This is a genomic window from Burkholderia sp. BCC1998 (genome assembly GCF_905339875.1).
In the GTDB taxonomy this organism is placed as follows: Bacteria; Pseudomonadota; Gammaproteobacteria; order Burkholderiales; family Burkholderiaceae; genus Burkholderia.
Map to the genome: position 1 here is coordinate 1 of NZ_CAJPHE010000045.1, position 15,995 is coordinate 15,995.

General features: G+C 56.6%; 15 protein-coding genes. 6 read left to right on the forward strand and 9 right to left on the reverse strand.

All coding sequences use genetic code 11. The annotated features are described in order from the left end of the window. The coding region (locus tag U5A56_RS36165) for a hypothetical protein (RefSeq protein WP_321927263.1) at positions 1-370 on the forward strand (370 nt) is incomplete at its 5' end. On the opposite strand, the gene U5A56_RS36170 is transcribed toward U5A56_RS36165, so the two are convergent. The 3 genes from U5A56_RS36170 to U5A56_RS36180 all read right to left on the reverse strand — a co-directional run bounded on the left by U5A56_RS36170 (position 345) and on the right by U5A56_RS36180 (position 5,086). Beyond that, a complete protein-coding gene (locus U5A56_RS36170; protein WP_321927265.1) occupies positions 345-842 on the reverse strand; it encodes an HAD domain-containing protein in 498 nt (165 codons plus the stop codon). The genes U5A56_RS36165 and U5A56_RS36170 overlap by 26 nt on opposite strands. A gap of 165 nt (positions 843-1,007) precedes the next feature. Then, positions 1,008-3,500, reverse strand: coding sequence for a hypothetical protein (locus U5A56_RS36175; protein ID WP_321927267.1), 2,493 nt, complete (start codon positions 3,498-3,500; stop codon positions 1,008-1,010). Next, positions 3,497-5,086 carry a hypothetical protein gene (locus tag U5A56_RS36180; RefSeq protein WP_321927269.1) on the reverse strand — a complete coding sequence of 530 codons (1,590 nt, stop codon included), beginning with the start codon at positions 5,084-5,086 and terminating at the stop codon, positions 3,497-3,499. Before U5A56_RS36180 ends, U5A56_RS36175 begins: the two co-directional genes overlap by 4 nt. Positions 5,087-5,421: 335 nt before the next feature. On the opposite strand from U5A56_RS36180, the gene U5A56_RS36185 reads away from it, so the two are divergent. The 5 genes from U5A56_RS36185 (at position 5,422) to U5A56_RS36205 (ending at position 9,895) form a co-directional block, all read left to right on the forward strand. Further along, positions 5,422-6,198, forward strand: coding sequence for an HNH endonuclease (locus U5A56_RS36185; RefSeq protein WP_321927271.1), 777 nt, complete (start codon positions 5,422-5,424; stop codon positions 6,196-6,198). Between the two features lie 380 nt (positions 6,199-6,578). After that, entirely contained in the window at positions 6,579-7,145 is a 567-nt protein-coding gene (locus U5A56_RS36190; protein WP_321927272.1) for a hypothetical protein, read from the forward strand. A gap of 185 nt (positions 7,146-7,330) precedes the next feature. Continuing rightward, positions 7,331-7,690: a DUF6388 family protein gene (locus U5A56_RS36195; RefSeq protein ID WP_321927274.1), complete on the forward strand. Its 360-nt coding sequence runs from the start codon at positions 7,331-7,333 to the stop codon at positions 7,688-7,690. A gap of 17 nt (positions 7,691-7,707) precedes the next feature. Beyond that, on the forward strand, positions 7,708-8,793 hold the full coding sequence (locus U5A56_RS36200; RefSeq protein ID WP_321927275.1) for a DUF6236 family protein: 1,086 nt from the start codon (positions 7,708-7,710) through the stop codon (positions 8,791-8,793). 46 nt (positions 8,794-8,839) lie between these two features. Continuing rightward, positions 8,840-9,895: a hypothetical protein gene (locus U5A56_RS36205; protein ID WP_321927278.1), complete on the forward strand. Its 1,056-nt coding sequence runs from the start codon at positions 8,840-8,842 to the stop codon at positions 9,893-9,895. 115 nt (positions 9,896-10,010) lie between these two features. Here U5A56_RS36205 and U5A56_RS36210 read toward each other — a convergent pair whose 3' ends face one another. The 6 genes from U5A56_RS36210 to U5A56_RS36235 form a co-directional block, all read right to left on the reverse strand. Continuing rightward, positions 10,011-10,721, reverse strand: coding sequence for a hypothetical protein (locus U5A56_RS36210; protein WP_321927280.1), 711 nt, complete (start codon positions 10,719-10,721; stop codon positions 10,011-10,013). A 603-nt stretch (positions 10,722-11,324) separates the two neighbouring features. Next, the gene (locus U5A56_RS36215) at positions 11,325-12,227 is read right to left on the reverse strand and encodes a plasmid partitioning protein RepB C-terminal domain-containing protein (protein WP_321927281.1); all 903 of its coding nucleotides are present in this window, start codon (positions 12,225-12,227) and stop codon (positions 11,325-11,327) included. Beyond that, the gene (locus tag U5A56_RS36220) at positions 12,224-13,126 is read right to left on the reverse strand and encodes a ParB/RepB/Spo0J family partition protein (RefSeq protein ID WP_321927282.1); all 903 of its coding nucleotides are present in this window, start codon (positions 13,124-13,126) and stop codon (positions 12,224-12,226) included. Before U5A56_RS36220 ends, U5A56_RS36215 begins: the two co-directional genes overlap by 4 nt. Next, entirely contained in the window at positions 13,123-14,736 is a 1,614-nt protein-coding gene (locus tag U5A56_RS36225) for a recombinase family protein (RefSeq protein WP_321927288.1), read from the reverse strand. The genes U5A56_RS36220 and U5A56_RS36225 overlap by 4 nt, the downstream gene beginning before the upstream one ends. 117 nt (positions 14,737-14,853) lie before the next feature. After that, positions 14,854-15,297 carry a hypothetical protein gene (locus tag U5A56_RS36230; protein WP_321927284.1) on the reverse strand — a complete coding sequence of 148 codons (444 nt, stop codon included), beginning with the start codon at positions 15,295-15,297 and terminating at the stop codon, positions 14,854-14,856. Between the two features lie 380 nt (positions 15,298-15,677). Next, positions 15,678-15,995, reverse strand: a 318-nt coding sequence (locus U5A56_RS36235) for a hypothetical protein (protein ID WP_321927286.1), incomplete at its 5' end; no start/stop codon positions are given.

Here is a 15,995-nt window from a genome sequence, read left to right on the forward strand (position 1 = left end):
CGATCGACGCGCCTGCAGTGCATTTGTCCAGGAAGCTGTGTTGCCGCAACTAGGTCAATTTCCGGACCGCGTGTTCTCTCGCCAAGATCTCCAGCTGGCCCTTCACGACTGGCTGCGCCCATTCAAGGGCGGCATCTTCTGCATGGACTTCGCAGGAGACTGGGATCTTCTTGTAGATATCCTCGATGGTGTGCCGAGTGGCTGGCAGGGGCTGCTCGTACGTGATCAGGCCGACCAGGTCCGGTTGGCGTCGTACTACAAACGGTTCAGCGGTCGACACCATGCGCTACACGATGCCCGCGCTCTGCGTTACGCGATGCAAGACGGGACATCGTCTACGCATCCTACGAAGTCGAACTCCGACCGATGATCAACTGGGAGACAAACTCATCAATCCGTTGAAGTACAGCAGGATCGTCTATCCCGCGGGCTGGATCGCATACGACGAGGCGGGATTGCAGTTCCGGTGCGGACGCAAATTCCTTGGGGGCGTCGTCCAGAATCAGGACATCGGCTAACGTCAGTCGACGCCTTCGCATATAGTCCGTTATCCGTAGTGAGCGGCTCTCGATACGCCGGTTCGTAAGATAAATTTTGGTAGCTGCGCTCAGCTCACGCAGATACTCATCTTGCAAGCGCTTGAGGTCGAACATATAGATCCAGGTGCTGTGGATTGCGATGTCGACCGCTTTCCCGCTGACCCGTTCAGCAAGCTTGGTCTGCAGTGAACAAACTCCCTGTCCGACCACCACCGGCCCTTTGGGCCCATATTCGAGCTCGCCCACAGAATTTGGATGTAGGACTCCATCGATGTCGAGGAATATCGTTGTCCTCTTGCTCATGGCTAGACTCAACTTCACAGAAACGGATCGAGATTACGCCATCACCACTTGGGCTGGTACCCAATAACATTCTAGGCGACCGCACTTAGTCTTCGTAGGTCTTCGCCCAGCTGAAGCAATACTGAAGTGTCGCGGGCGCGCAATTCTCGCTGGCGCCCTTGGTCATCACGCAGATTGAGTCATCTCCCGCGCGCGCGTACAAAGGCGGGTATGCTCCTCGAGCACCGCCGCTTCGTTTACACCGAGGCGCGCTCCGTAACGACGGGACATGCCTGCGAAGACCTCCCTCACTGCATCGCCAAGTGCTTCTTCGGGCAGCAGAGAGGCGAAGCGATACAGAGCCGCGGCCAATCGATTCTCACTGTGCCCGTTCTGTACCGGGGCTCCCTCTTCACTAACAAAAACGCGCATCGCGCACAGGGCCCAGAAGCACGTCGCCCAGCACTCGAGCACATCCTCAGGCAGACCGCCGCCGAGCCCGGGATCTACGCCAACCCGCGCAATCAATGGCTGTCCGCTGCTCCTCGTGCGGAACAGCTCGTAGAGCAGCCGGGTGACACGTCGCTGCCAGCTTGCATCGCCCGCACTCGGCAGCACTTGCTGCCGCGACACCTTCGCATTGGTATCCCCGGGCATCAAGTTGGATTTCCGGCTGCCGGCGCCCAACACCACGACGAGCAGCGCACGCAAACGCAGTAGGTCCACCACATCTAGATCGCGCTTCGAGGCCTCGCTCTGGAGCAGTTCGATGAAGTTTTCAACGGCTTCGATGAGACTCTTTTGCGTATCGTTGACGTACTGGCGCTGACGTCGCAAACGCTGCGCGGCGGCGTCGACTTTAATTGACGACACCAGATCGTCCGAGCCGAACCGGTCGTCGGTATCGAGCGCGCCGTCGCCGTTCGCCGTCTCATCGCCAAGCGACCAGTTCTGGCCCGCCGCGTCGTCTTCGTCGCCGGTCTCAACGGGTAGCCTCCCGCGCCCGATGAGCGCATTCAGGAACCCGCGCACCGACTCCTGATGCGACGATGCCAGATGGCTGACCAATGCATCGTTTCCGCCGTCAGCGGCCTTTCTGCGGCCAGCGATAAACTGCTCGTAACTCAGCGTGCGCGAAACGCTTTCATCCTTTTCACCCTGCCGGTCGCGCTCCTCTCTTTCGTGACCGGATGCCCGGCCTCCGACTGTGGCCTCTGCCTCGCGCTCCGCCGCTTGGAGTTTCTGAATCACTTCAAGCAGCCACAGCCCTTCGATGGCATCCTCGTCGTCCAGTAACGCGAGCGAGTTATCGACGGCACGGCTCCTAAAGCGGCGTTGCGCTTCCTTGAGGGCTTGCTCGACGGCCACGATAGCGAGTGACGACTCGAAGCCGCCCGCGCTCACTTGCGCGAAATGAGGTACTGCCTCGGCGCGGCATCGATAGCAAAAACGTTCGGCACCGCTTCCAACGCGCTCAAGGCTGACCGTCAGGCGCGCGCCGGTGCTATCAAACAGCGCGATTTCCGCGTGGGTTGCATCCAACCCAGCTGGCGGCCACCAGTGCAGCCGGTCGCCGACGAGTTCGAAGCGTCCCGGCAGGCGGCGTTGAAACTCTGCCATCGGGATATCGTCGACGGGCTGGTATGAAGCGACCGTCTCTGGTGAAATGGCCGTCGCATCGGTCAGCGCACTCTCCAGCCCGAGCAACTCGGCCGCCCGGCCCGGCCCGGTCTCGCGATACAAGCACGCTTCTTCATTGACACCGCCTCCTTCTTCCGCGCCTAGGGCAGCCGTCGTGCAATTGGCGCTGCCGAACAGGACGCAGTCGGCCGTCTCCGTTTCGGCGATAAAAATCTTGGCGTGCGCGAAGCGGCTGGAGCCTGCGCTCTTTACGTCCTTGAGGTCGTGTAGGCTCACGTGCGCATCATTCGGCCATCGATGCACGGGAAAGAGCCGTGTGTTGGGGCGCAGCAGGACTGCCGTCCTAGCAGGCGTAAGTTCATGCCTGAAGCGATCGAGCGTGCCGAGGTCCGCGTCCCAGTAAGGGCTGACCGCAATGAAACGAGTGACCCGTCGCGCACCGATCCGCTCGATGAAGCGCGCGCCGATGCCGCGCCTCCCGCCGCTGGCGAAAAATGCCAGCACGCCACCGTCGTCGAACATCACGGTGCCGTCACCAGGCTTTGCCTCCGCCAGCCAGCGCGTCCGCTTCAAAGCCCAATCCAGTTGACGCCGCGCCACCGACACGTCAGGCAGCAAACGCTCAAGGTAGTCGAGTGCGGCGCGCAGGATCGGCACGGCAGACGGATCGGCTTCATCGATCCTGACCTCTCCGATGACCTCGAGATTGCCCGCGAGGCCTGCCGCGGTCATGTTCGCGGAACTGACCATCAGCCGTCCCGACGCATTCCCGAGCTGAAGGATTAGCTTCGGATGAAAGACGCCAGCCGGCTGAATGCCGACAACCGAATAGCGGCGGCCAGCGAACCGCGGTCGCTGGAGGCCGCCTTCCATGGCCTGCGCGACCATCCGCGCATCGGCGACTAAAATATTGTTACTGCTGCCCGCCTCGCGTAAGCGCGGCAGCGCGATCGACTCGTAGGCGGCGAAGTCCACGCCGAAGGTCGTCACGATGGTGGTGTGATAGCCAGTTTCCGCAAAGGAGTTGAAGAGCTTCATGCGGCGAGTACCTCAAGGCCGGCGGTAGTCGGACCGGCGTCGTTCAATAGATGCAGATCTCTAAGAAAAGTAATTGCGGACGACAGACGCGGATTAGTCAGTACCGGCCCCGTACCCTGACGCAGCCGCACGCGCCCGTCATCGCATTCGAGCAGGAAAGTGTAATCGCCCTGTCCACGGAACTTCTGAATCGCCACCCAAAGGTGCCGCTCGACGATCCTGCACCGGACCAACCGCATGAGCAGTTCGGACAGAGGGAGATGCGCATGCGCGCGCAGGTCGGACAGCTCAGTCACGATGGATTGTACGAACTCGCCTTCCGTGACGATCGGGCAACACAGCCTGACGCGCTCCAACCGATCCTCCCACCGTTTGTGCAGAACCGCCAGCAGCAAGACCGCCCGCGCGGCGATGGCATCGCCATCGGTTTCGTCCGAATCGCCGGTGGCGAGCACGTCGTTGTGAAGCCGATATTCGGAAAGCGCATCGCTGTCGGACCACGGGTCGGTGGCGAGCCGGATGTTCGTCAGGAGCACGTCCCACGTGCCAGCCTCATGGTGCGCCAGTGCGTCAGTCAGCCGTTCGGCCACTCTTGCGACCAGGTGTTCCAGTGGCAGGCCGGCGGGCGTCAGTGCAAGCACATCGAGCACGAACCTGAGAATCGCCTCGTAGGCGAGGTGCAGGAGATCGTTGGCGTGATATACGCTCCAAGCGAAACAGCGTTCGTCCTCGGTCGAGGGAACGTCATCGAATGCTTCGCCGTCCGAGTTTCGCCCGGCATAAAGCGTCCAGCGCACCTGCGCCACGTCGATGCCAGAGGCATTCGCCTGCGCCGCGCGCAGGATCAGGCGCAAGGTCTGGCTGCGCACGAGCGCTGCAGGCCGCTTCGGGTGAAGCTTGGCGAACAGCAAGTCCTGGTACAAACGGCATTCCTCGCTATCCGCTTCGATGCGCGACGGCAGCATGATCGCCAGCTTTACAAGCTCTTGCCGCGAGACCGTGCCCTCGTGAGCGGCATGCCAGAAAACTTCGGCGGCGTCGCGGACCGACGCGTTGAACAACTTCGCAAGCTGGTCGCCGACATCCGCTGTCGGTACGGGCACCTGATGCGCGTCGACGTACTCAAGCGCCCCGATTTCGATGAGTTGCGAGCCATAAGCCGCACCAAAGGCACCGAACTTCTGCTTCAGATACTGCGGATGGCTGCCCCGATCTGTGTTCGGATGAAACACCAGATCTCCCGACGCGGTTTGCGCCAACTTGTTGCTCGCCCAGATAACGCCTGCCACGCCACGCTCGCTGTTCGCCATCGCCGCGATGAGAGCGTACAGCGCTTCAGCACGCCGCAGACAAATGCACCAGCGCTCCACCGACGTCTCCCCGATCCGTTCAGCGTAGTTTTGCGCGAGCCACGCATAGAATCCGTAATAACGCATGCGTAACGTCACGTTGCTAATGCCCGGAAGCAGTTCCTGATAAAGGGCGATGCTGGTGGTCTGCATGCCCAGCGGATCAAGGCCGCGCTTGTCTTCCTTCGACGTCCACATCGGCAACCCCGTGCCGGCAGACTTGAATGCTTCGTTCATCTGTTTCTCCTCTTGTCGTTATTGTTCGAGGCTTTTGGTGACCGTCTATGTATATATAGTTAACGGATCATCGCAAACGACATTGAGTCCATAGCGACGGGTACGGTTTGGGCCTTTGCCGACGTCCGTTTGATCAACGGTGAGACTACTGCCCTACGATTCCGGCTGACTTTCGTTTCGGCTCCATCTTGTGTCCAAAGGCGCCCCGAAAAGCATCTGTGCCGGATTGCACCTTTCAAACACCAGTTGCACACATCGCAAAGCACCGGAGGTCACCGGAACGCCTGTGCGGTAGCATGACACCAAACTGAGGCGTGTCCGGGGAACAAGAATCTATGAAATTTCAGTTCGATGTGGGAGGCAGCTATAGCCGTCGTGATATCGCGCAGGCAGTTGGACTTCCCGATCTGCCGAGCGGCGGAAGTTGGCTCACGGGATATGTCCAACATGATGGAACCTATCTCGTCTTCTGCGGCGTTGGAGCGCCGGGCCGGACTGGGCACGATTACGGCAACCGCTTCGAGGGTGATGAGTTGGTTTGGAGTGGCAAAACCAGGAGTCACCGAACTCAGCCGATGATTGCCAAAATGACTGCGCCTGACTCGGAAGTTCACATTTTCTGGCGCCAGAATGATCGCGACAACTTTACGTACGCCGGTCTGGGACGCGCAATATCTGTATCGGACGATATACCCGCTCGAGTGCGCTGGCGTTTTATGAACGCCGCCCATGGAGGTGAAGGCACATTGGCCGAGGAAATTCCGACAGACGAGGAGGCCACCGTACCGCCCACGATCCGTGAAGGTGCGATGAAGCGTGTGACTGTGAACGCTTACGAGCGTAATCCCGTTGCGCGCAAGGCCTGCCTAGCCTTCCACGGGTATCGGTGTACTGCTTGCGGCTTTGACTTCGAGGCAGTCTACGGCGACATCGGACGCGGCTACATTCACGTGCATCATCTTCGGCCGCTGAGTTCGATCGGCGCTTCGTATGTCATCGATCCGATTAAGGATTTGATCCCTTTGTGCGCCAACTGTCACGCGATGGTTCATCGCTCGGACCCTCCGCTCGCAGTTGATGTACTCGCAACACGGCTCAGGTCATCCACCTGAGCGGCTCTGAAAATATCACCGGAGCGCCCCCCCACGGTGGACGCGAATGCGGACGTAGCCGTTCATGCCAGATAAATCAATATCGAGGATGGCGACGTGCGGGCGGAAATTCTAGATGACCCGGAAACCGGTCGTGCCGTCGTACGCGATGGTCATATTGTGGTCGCCTTCCCTGAGTGGCGCACCCGATGCCCTTGGATCGCCGTGGCGTGTTCGATCAACAAGTACCAACAGCCATGACGCTTGATATGCTGATAATTTACTCCTTGAGGAAGCACAAAAGTATGTGATGTCCGTTCGATTCACGTCCAGAACACTGACAATAAAGCTCTTGCTAGGTGCACGATGCAGAAATCCATACGAATCGGGGATCAACCAAAATGAACAGCACAAAACCCAAAAAAGACGAGTGGCAGATAATCGACGGGCGGCAGATGATGAAGAACTTCGTTACTCTCTCGAGAGTCAGTCAGTTCATGAAGAGGAGGGTGCCGCAGGTTTTTGTAATATGGACCGCCGTCGCAGTTCTGTTGAGAAGCTCACTGTTCATCAGTGCGTTCAACGAGTTCGGACGCAGTTTTACCTCCCCGTTCCTCGTAGTAGGAAACATTGGCACCGACCAACCGGTCGACATAACGGCCGTCTTTCTGATCGGCTTTGCAGCAATCCTGGTCGACACAATTTTCATCATTGTCCTTTATTTCTGCATTAAATTAAGTCGTCGTTTAGGCAGAGGACGTCCAATGAAGATGGAGCAATGGGCCGCCCGCTTCTCGGGCAAGATGTCGGACGAAGTGTCTTCGATCTTGACTCACTGTTCGGCAGCAACGTTAGTCCTCTTGATTGGTAAGTGGCCGGCCATCCATGGAACCCATGTCTTTCCCGGGCTAGTGGCAACGGCCGCTTTTATGTTCGTCTTTGGCGCAATCTGCTATCGTGAAAACTGAATGAAGACGCCCATGGATACAATCGACCTACCGTTTCCCCGGGACATTCTCATTAACTCGAGCCGGAATAGATGTGTCAACCCCGTACGGAGCACGCCACATTGCAGACATGCACTTGAGCATATGTTAGACAGGCTCTCTTGAACTGGCCTTGACTGTTTCGTGCTCCAGCGTCTCGATGCACTATGTCAACCGGAATCGAATCTTTCTCGGAATACCTCTTCGACACTGAACGTACACCTATGAGTTCACCATCGCTATCAGCTCAACAAATCGCCGTCGGCTACGAACGGTTCTTGTCGCAATTTCCCGCGGCCAGGGCACGTGTTGACAAGTTATCTCAAGAAGTTGCCGATATCATCGATGCTGACCTTGACGAACTCCGTCGAATTGAAGCTGCCACGGCCTTGGGGGAAGTTGCAAAAAGTTTGGGCATCGATCCCTTCGAATATCTGCTTCAATTTGCGGTTGATTCCGAAGCGGAGCGACGGCAGATTCTCCAGGCCCGCCAAGAAGCGATAGAGCGTGCTATCGGCTTGCGCTAGTCGCAAGACATACCACCTTGTCGCAAATCGACGCAACTATAGATCACAAAAACCACATGCGCGCCAACGCACTCTATTTTCCCTACATCATGCTTCCTGACGACGCGTGGACAGTGAAGTCGCTCTTGTATTGGGACAAGCTATCATCCATTGTTCCGATGGACCATATGCGCCGTCCCGAACAGATGAACGGTTTCATGCGGGAGTTACTCAGCGAAGGCCTTGTGGAACCAGTAATACCTGCTGCGTACATTCGTCGTTTAGAGCGCTTCGATGACAGCTTCATCACATTGATCGAACACCGGCTGAAGTGGCTCCGCCCGCGCACCCCAGAATATCCCTCCCGACACACGTCCACCCGGATTCATGCCGAGAAGCTTGGTGAAATACCTCGCTTCTTAGTGGAGGTTGGCCTCGCCAAGGAAGTCGACTGGCCGTGGTACGACGTGGAGACAACTACGGCGAACATGTTCATGTCCTATCTGGCTGCGTGCTTGGGGGCGATTCCTGAGGTCAATGCGACGCCCGTGACCAACAAGATGACTTTTGCCGCCGGGTTACTGGCTCGCCCTAGGTCGTCGGCACGGGACCTTCATCGCCAAAAAGCTCGAGAAGTCGTGTTGCAGCACCTACTTCCAACGCCAACTGGCCCCGTGCAGTTGGACAAACTTCTGCGATTCAAGAGTCAATACGGCCATCTTCTCCCCCCTCTGCGCGCTCGGATCGAAGCGCATTGTGTCTATGTTGCAACGCTTCCGAATGCGGACGACCGTATCGGTGCTAACGAAGCATTTTTGCGGAACTGCAAATCCGATATCGCTGAAATCGAGGATGCTATGCGCCCGTCGTTCGGATCGGTAGCCCTTGGCGCATTAGTCCCATTATGTGGTGCCGGGCTGACACTTCAGGCAACAGACTCAGGTAACGTGACCGCGTATGCAGGTGCCGCGCTGTCGCTCGCTGGTGCCGCCTATCAAGCGATCAACAGCATTCGAGGCAATCGGGCTTCGATGAATCGCCCGCTCGCCTATGTCGCCCACGCGCAACGTATGCTTGCCAAAAGTTGGGAGTCGCCCTCGGCATCTCGGGAAAACTTTATTTGAATCAACAGCCCGGCGACGCTCTCACACGCAATTCATTGAAAATAAAATGATTACCTACGCCATCAAAATTATAATCGGCGCCGCCCTAATATTAGCCACACCAGGCGCCACAATCTCAACGATACTGATACTTGGAAAATTTTTACAATTTATCAGACACAGCTGGATCGTCACCAGCATGATGCGCAGTACAATTTTTATCGGAAAGAGAATTCGGCTGTTTATTGAGAGAAACCATCTTGTTCAGAAGATGGATGCCTTCAGCGAATCCATTGCGAAAGAGTTCTCTATGTCCCGTGTAGTTCTACTGTACACGGCCCTCTTTGCATCCGCCCTTAAACTATTTTCTCTATATTACAAAGAAACTGATATCTTCAATGCAATGATTGAACTGATCGCAATGAGCATGCTGCCGTTAGCAGCACTCGCGGTTCATTTTTGCAGAAGAGACGCTCTAGTCGAAGCACTGAATTGTCCGTTCTGCGTTTGGATTCGATGGACAGGGTTGGCAATATTAATATGGATTGGGCACTCTGATGCAACCAGTCGGATGTCTACGCACTTCCTTGGAGCATCAATGCACCTCCCCATTGCCTATAGTGCTGGTGTATTCATGTCATCAATTGGTATTTTGTCACTTTGGACGGCACTGTTCCTCCTAGCACTTCAAGCCCTTATCTTTCCACTTTTTGGATTATTTGAACTCAAGAACAAGAGAACTCCTGTAAAGGTACGCGTCATTGCCGCCGCGACCGCAACAGCCGCTCTTTTTACAACCTGCCTCTCGTACGGCGCTCAAAGCGCAATTGGAATGTCAGACATTGAAACACTGGCGATCTCAAAATTGGCATGGGAGTTCGATATGCTGGATGAGAAGGCATGCACTGGAGAAGACTCTGCCTCCGGTCCATTGAGAAAAATTGTATTTGTTGGCCCAGATCAATCGGAAGCATATGTTTTTACGAGCATTTGGGGCTCAAAAAATAATTCAAGCACGCAATCGCGGCCGATACGCCTTTTAAACACGGACGAACGAAAGGCTATTCTCCCGACTCTTGAGGAAGTAATCCCATGCAACCACGCCATCTCAAAACGATCGTGAGTTAACTTGCGATCAATTTCGCCGATCAAAATATCATGGCGACAAATTAAATTAAAAAATTTCCTTTGTCGCCCTCCAGCAGGCATGTGCCATCAGAAATTCGATCAATCACCGCCTATCCCAATTGCACCACGATTCCCTCAGGAAGCACCGTTCTCGTTTCAGTACGTTGCTTCCGTTGATTTTCATACCAACCGAATATCTCTCGATCAAAATCGCCGATCTGCGACCTGATCTCTTCAACCGGCGTCACAAGCTTTTGCATAAGCTCCATCATCTTCAACGTTGCGCGCTCGATCTTTACATGCAGATTCGAGAAATTATCCTCTCGGTATCTCATTGAAATACTGAGATCAGCTCCATCATCCGTCGAATTGATACCTCTATCTTTGAATTCTCGGCCCGCTACGTCGATCAACCTGCCGAGAGACATTCTGTCTGCATCTGTCGCATAACCTTGTTGGCGTATACGTGTCGCCTGAGCGATCGCATTCGCGTTATCAATGAGATCGAGATTGCGGCAAATTCCGAACAGCGACGCTGCAATTACTTCGATCTTTGCCAGCTCTAGATCATCCGTCGGTGCTGAAATCGACGAATTCCATGCTTTAACTTGAAGACGCCGTGTCTTCTCAAGTACTGCATTTGGATTAACGCGTGTCGCAATCACTAAGTGTCTAGCTATCGGCACGCGCCTTCCGCGAATCTTGACGTTGACGCTGCGAACTTGTGCCGCCCAAGATGCAGGACAGGCCATACCGCCAACCGGTGCACGTGTTCCTTTCGATTCCGCAAGAGCCCACTCGATCGCAGTTGAACCAGACACAGGGCGGATTGCAATGTAGTCCGGACGTAGCTTGCTTGACGACGTTGAACGCCTATCGATCTCAAGTCTCGATGGCGGGTAGTGAGGATGCCAACGAGGAATGCTAACGGGTGTGTTTACGTTAGGATAGAAAGCACTCGCGGGAGCCACCCATTGATATCCTTCAGCTTGTAAAACTCTGCGACTACAGGCAACGCCCAACATCCAGGACATCACTCCCTTCCACTGCCGTTCGCATCCAGCTGCAACCTGATGCATCGTCAAATATGAATCCGCTCCCATCTTCATAGGAACAAGAAGGTATCCAGGCCATCCGAGTAGGCTCAGAGGAGACACAGTGGGTAACCCCGGAATCCAATCGGCGATCAAATGAGCAGCAATATCTGTCGCTGTCAACGCAAGATGCTGCTCAGTGCCCCCGACTGGCCAATATTGAACTCCCGTCGCCAATTTTCACCCCGTTTATAAGCTTGATTTATTTATTCTCGACTCTCAAGTCCGGACTCTATCTACCATCCTTGACGAAAAGTGTACGCTATTGAATCAGTCACTTCAACGCGATAACCGGATACGCGCAGTAGAAATACTCTTTCTGAACATCACCTAACTTACGCCTTCGAGCACTGGCTGCTCCAGAGCGATCATGTCCACGACAGACTGGAGTTCGCATAGCAAGTCCGACTGTTGGGCTTGCAGGTACTGGCGCACCGGCTTGTTCTCAAGCAACCTCGCTAGGTAGCCTTTTGCGAGCACGAGGTTGAGGACGTCCTGTCCATAAGTCTGCTCGACCACCTTGTACTGTCCCTGCAGATTGCTCATCTCCCGCTCCATCTTCGCCATCTGCTCTGGACTCACACCGGCAAGTTTCCTCGGTTTCTTCCCTTCAACCAGTCGAGAGGCCGGTGTAGCAACGAGCAACGCTTCCGCATACGACACGGACAGGTTGTTCGCTGCCACCATCAGCTCGACGCACTCGACCTGCCGCGTCGGTTTCATCTTGCGTAGAGCTCGTGCTAGCTCCGGCGAAAACTGCCGATCCTTCAGGAGCTCAGTCGCTTCAGCGCAAATCCCATCCAGCAATGCCATCCTCTTGATGATCTGCGACACATCTACCGACAAGGCCTTTGCGAGTCGCTCCGGAGATACACCTCGTTCAACGGCTCGACGAATCATGAAGTGCTCCTGGATGGTCGATAGTCGATTGACGCGGTTGTTATACGTGTAGCTCTCATCGTCCGTCGCAACTAGGCATGACACGGTGTTGAACTGGAGCTCCTGCAACGCGATCAAGCGGAGATGTCCATCAAGCAGAACATGGTTGCCCGATGCCTGATCGACCGGCGTCACCGAAAGCGGCTCGATCAAGCCCACCTCTTCGATGGAGCTTCTGATCTGCTTGAACTTTCGCGAGTTCATCATGCCGGCAGGCGTGCGCCGTGATGGCAGGATGCTCGTGATCGGAACAGAGAGCGGTTCCGGAATGAAACCAAGTGCTACGCCGGTCATGCTGGACTCCCGCTCGGCCATACACGTTCCGCCAGATACTTCGGTAGAGTCGCCAGTTCCTCGGCGCGCAGCAGATTGACGAAGTTCTCGTCGCCAAATAGCTGCCTAAGGGCGCCGACAATGAACAGCAACCGCTGCTGCGTAAACTCTGCCTTGCGCACCATCGTTTTCTGTCGCTCAACTTCATGCTGATACGTTCGGACGAGGCTCGATGTGGTCACGTCCATCACCTTGCGCGTCATGTTTCGATTCGCCGTGCGGCCGAGCGCTTTCCTGCGCTCGATGACGCGCCGAGCGTCCATCAGCTGGCGCCCGCGCAATCTTCCCGATTCATATGCCTCCTGCAGTGCCGCCTGGATCGCCTCATCGTCGTCGCCGGCACCGACGATCGAAAGCGCCGCGTTCAGCGGAATTCGGCCTTTCTCGACGGCGATCACAAGGCGTTCTTCACCCTGATGCAGCAGCGTCAAGATCCCCTGCACGTAGTGCTGCGTGAGGCCCGTCTTCTCGGCAATCACCTTCGGGGCGTATCCGCGTTCCTGCAGTTCACGTATGCCCGCGAGCAACTCGAGCGGTCGGCACTGTCGTCTCGCAATGTTCTCCGTCAGGCTCATGATGAACGCGTCTTCGTCGCTCACGCTGACGACCAGCGCTGGTATCGTCGTTTCGCCTAGCGATCGGAATGCCTTCAGCCGCCCCTCGCCACACACGAGCAGATACTTCTCCACGCCACTTGCCGTTGCCCGTGGCGTGACCAGGATGGGTTTCTTCAGGCCAATCGTCTTGATGTTGGTGACGATTTCGTCGAAAACTCGACCATTGCGCTCGCGAGGATTGATCACCTCGATCTGGCTGATGGGGATCATCCGAACCTCGCCGGGCTGTTCACGCTGAGTCATGCTCGTCTCCTCAGCCGAGCACGCTGTGCCATACCGTATAAGTAGTCCAGCGTGTCAAAGCGATAGCTCTCGAACTCGATCGGATTCCAGTCCGCGAGGCTGATACGAGGCTGCCAAAAATCGATGTGCGGCAGCAGGTAGTAGTCGAGCGCCGTCGAGTTGCTCTGGTCCAACCTGACTGCGACGGTGATATCCGGCAGCAGGCTCGTGTCGAACCGGACCTTCCAGCGGTTACGACCGCTGCTGCGCACCTGACATCGTGACAGCACGATGCAGGCAGTGAACTCCCGATTCACGGTCAGCAGGTCCGTCGCCGGATCACGCGATACCGATCCGCCGAGATCCGCGATCTTCTTTTCGGTCTCGGCAACGATCTCTGGGTGCAGTTGCCGAATGAAGCGATTCGTTTCGATATAACGATAGTCACGACCGGGCGTGAAGCCAACCGTCTGATACGCGCGAATCAAGCTACCGAAGCGGTACACATACACCGAGGTGGACGGCATGCCCTCCGTTTCGTCGATCACGACGCCCGATAGAAAGCCTCGGCTTCGATACAGGTTTCGCAGACGCTCGATAAGCTCCTCACTGGAATAGCGCCGGGCGCGCGCCCGCATGATGCCCTGCGCTGTATAGAACGTTTCGCTCGGCACGATGGATTCGAACGCACCCTCCTTGCGTATCCACATCTCCGACGGATTCGTGACCCTCGATTTCTTCAGCTTGAACGACACACGGTTGTAGACGTTGTTGCCGATGTACTTCTCGTTGGTCAGCACCTCCCGAATGGTTGCCCGAGTCCAGGGACGCCCAAGGTCCGTCTGAACGTTCATACCGTTCAGGCGTGCGGCGATCTCGTGTTCATTGAGTGACTCATTGATGAACCAGCTGTAGATGAGGTTGACGATACGCACCTCGCTGTCCGGGCCTGGCATCAGAATGACGCGGTCCGTCTGCAGGCACTTGTGTTGGCCGCGTTGCAATTCCCCCTTCATGAGGCCATGTTCGTCCACGAGGATCCGGCGTAACGCATAGCCTGCAGGTCCGCCTTGCCGGAAACCGAGCTCGATCAACCGACACTGGCCAGCGAAGACCTTCGCTGACAACTCGCGGCTGTACTCACCGGCCATCGCACGCTTCACACCTTTGACGATCGTCGAAACTGGCGAGCCGTCGTTCTCGAACTGTTCGGCACAATAGGCGACCTGGATGCCTGCGCGCCGGCAGATGTACTCGTAATAGGCACTTTCGTCTGCATCCTGGAATCGTCCCCAGCGGCTTACGTCGTAGACGAGGATCACCTGGAAATCGGCCACGCCGGTTTCCACGTCTCGGATCAGTTGCTGCAGCGCTTGGCGCCCATCGATTCGCAAACCACTTTTACCCTCGTCGGCGTAGGTCCGGACGATCTCGAGATCGCGACGAGCAGCGTAGTCGCGAATGCGATCACGCTGATTCTCCGTCGAGTATTGCTGGTGCTCCGTCGACATCCGAACGTATTCAGCAGCCCGCATTCTGCAGGCCTGCTCGTCAACGGATTCGCATGTGCAATCGAGGTCCACGATCCAGCTCCCACTGGCAACCGCCCCTCGCTGCGCCATCCCCGACATCAACTGGGGATTTGTATCGGCGAACGCGTCGCGCCTTGCAATGACGTCGAATGCGAGCGAGCACACAGCCAAGGTAGCAGGCCATAGACCCTTGTCGTACACGTCATCTCTTTGCAATCATGCCGGAGCCGGCCTCGGCTCAGATAGCACGGCGATGTGCACCGTCCACGCGTTCATCTTTGCAACACCGGCCTCAACCGCGTTGCGCAGGATATAAAACCCAGATGCCAGCGGGCGATGGGCCGGCCACACGTCCATGTTTGCAACAGCACTAGCAGTGCGCCGCGCATTTCGTCGTCGCTGCATCGCGCAATTGCGATCGCGATAGGCCGGGTGCGTCTCGCGGTAGTGCCGCCAGTAGTCAGGATGTCGGGCCCGCCAGCTGGCCTGGGCGCGGATCTGATTCTCACGATAGTCGGGATCGACTCGCATGCGCTGGTGCTGCCATGCACGCCGGCGAGCACGCTGGCACGCCTTGGCCGAGCAGAAGCGTTGATGCGGGATATGTATGAGCGGAGTGAAGGGTGTGCCGCAGGCAGCACAGATCCGATCCGATTTCATGGCCGTGCTCCACAGAGGAATCGAAGTGGGGCCAGCCGTGTTTGGGGTCGGGGTCAGTTGGAACCGGCTCACGGGACGCGGCGTCCCACCCTCGCAGATTGTCCGCCGCTCGCGATGCTTGTGCGATTCATGCCTATCAGGTCAACGCTCAGCCCGCGCGCGCAGAGCCTTGTCCTGCGGGCCTCTGCGGCCCACCCGCAAAAATTTTCACCTTTTGTGGCATGGCTGCCGAGTTTTTTCACTATTCGCGTCAAAAAGCTCGGAGCGCCGTGACAGAGTTAGTGAAAAACTCCCATAAATTCAATGGGGCGACTTTTCAACATTTACGACACCCGACATGTAGCAGGAGCCATAAGCTGAGATTTTGGGAGGCATACGTACTAATCGAAGCTGCAGATTTTTATTTGCAGTTTATTCGAGGCTCTGAAGTTGACGATTCTTTTCACGGGTTCACGGATGGCCAGCTTTTCCCACGCCGGATGGCCGTAAGTCAGGATCGCCGCAAGGAAGCCGTAGCTGCGCACGAATGCCTTGGCCTTGCCCTTGAATGCGACTTGGTCGTCTTCGCTCAGGTTGTCGATGTACTCAGCAACACAGGCATCCAAGATGGGGTCGAGCTTGTCCCGGTCTGCGCCGGTGCCGTGTTGTCTTTCAGCACGAGCTGCAACCCACGCTAGGCACACCGCACATTTCCATCG

What these genes read in the sequence shown, in the direction of transcription:
- U5A56_RS36175 (WP_321927267.1), bottom strand. Translation starts at nt 3,500, where the DNA reads ATGAAGCTCTTCAACTCCTTTGCGGAAACTGGCTATCACACCACCATC.
- U5A56_RS36195 (WP_321927274.1), top strand. Translation starts at nt 7,331, where the DNA reads ATGTCAACCGGAATCGAATCTTTCTCGGAATACCTCTTCGACACTGAA.
- U5A56_RS36170 (WP_321927265.1), bottom strand. Translation starts at nt 842, where the DNA reads ATGAGCAAGAGGACAACGATATTCCTCGACATCGATGGAGTCCTACAT.
- U5A56_RS36230 (WP_321927284.1), bottom strand. Translation starts at nt 15,297, where the DNA reads ATGAAATCGGATCGGATCTGTGCTGCCTGCGGCACACCCTTCACTCCG.
- U5A56_RS36180 (WP_321927269.1), bottom strand. Translation starts at nt 5,086, where the DNA reads ATGAACGAAGCATTCAAGTCTGCCGGCACGGGGTTGCCGATGTGGACG.
- U5A56_RS36185 (WP_321927271.1), top strand. Translation starts at nt 5,422, where the DNA reads ATGAAATTTCAGTTCGATGTGGGAGGCAGCTATAGCCGTCGTGATATC.
- U5A56_RS36190 (WP_321927272.1), top strand. Translation starts at nt 6,579, where the DNA reads ATGAACAGCACAAAACCCAAAAAAGACGAGTGGCAGATAATCGACGGG.
- U5A56_RS36205 (WP_321927278.1), top strand. Translation starts at nt 8,840, where the DNA reads ATGATTACCTACGCCATCAAAATTATAATCGGCGCCGCCCTAATATTA.
- U5A56_RS36215 (WP_321927281.1), bottom strand. Translation starts at nt 12,227, where the DNA reads ATGACCGGCGTAGCACTTGGTTTCATTCCGGAACCGCTCTCTGTTCCG.
- U5A56_RS36225 (WP_321927288.1), bottom strand. Translation starts at nt 14,736, where the DNA reads ATGTCGGGGATGGCGCAGCGAGGGGCGGTTGCCAGTGGGAGCTGGATC.
- U5A56_RS36220 (WP_321927282.1), bottom strand. Translation starts at nt 13,126, where the DNA reads ATGACTCAGCGTGAACAGCCCGGCGAGGTTCGGATGATCCCCATCAGC.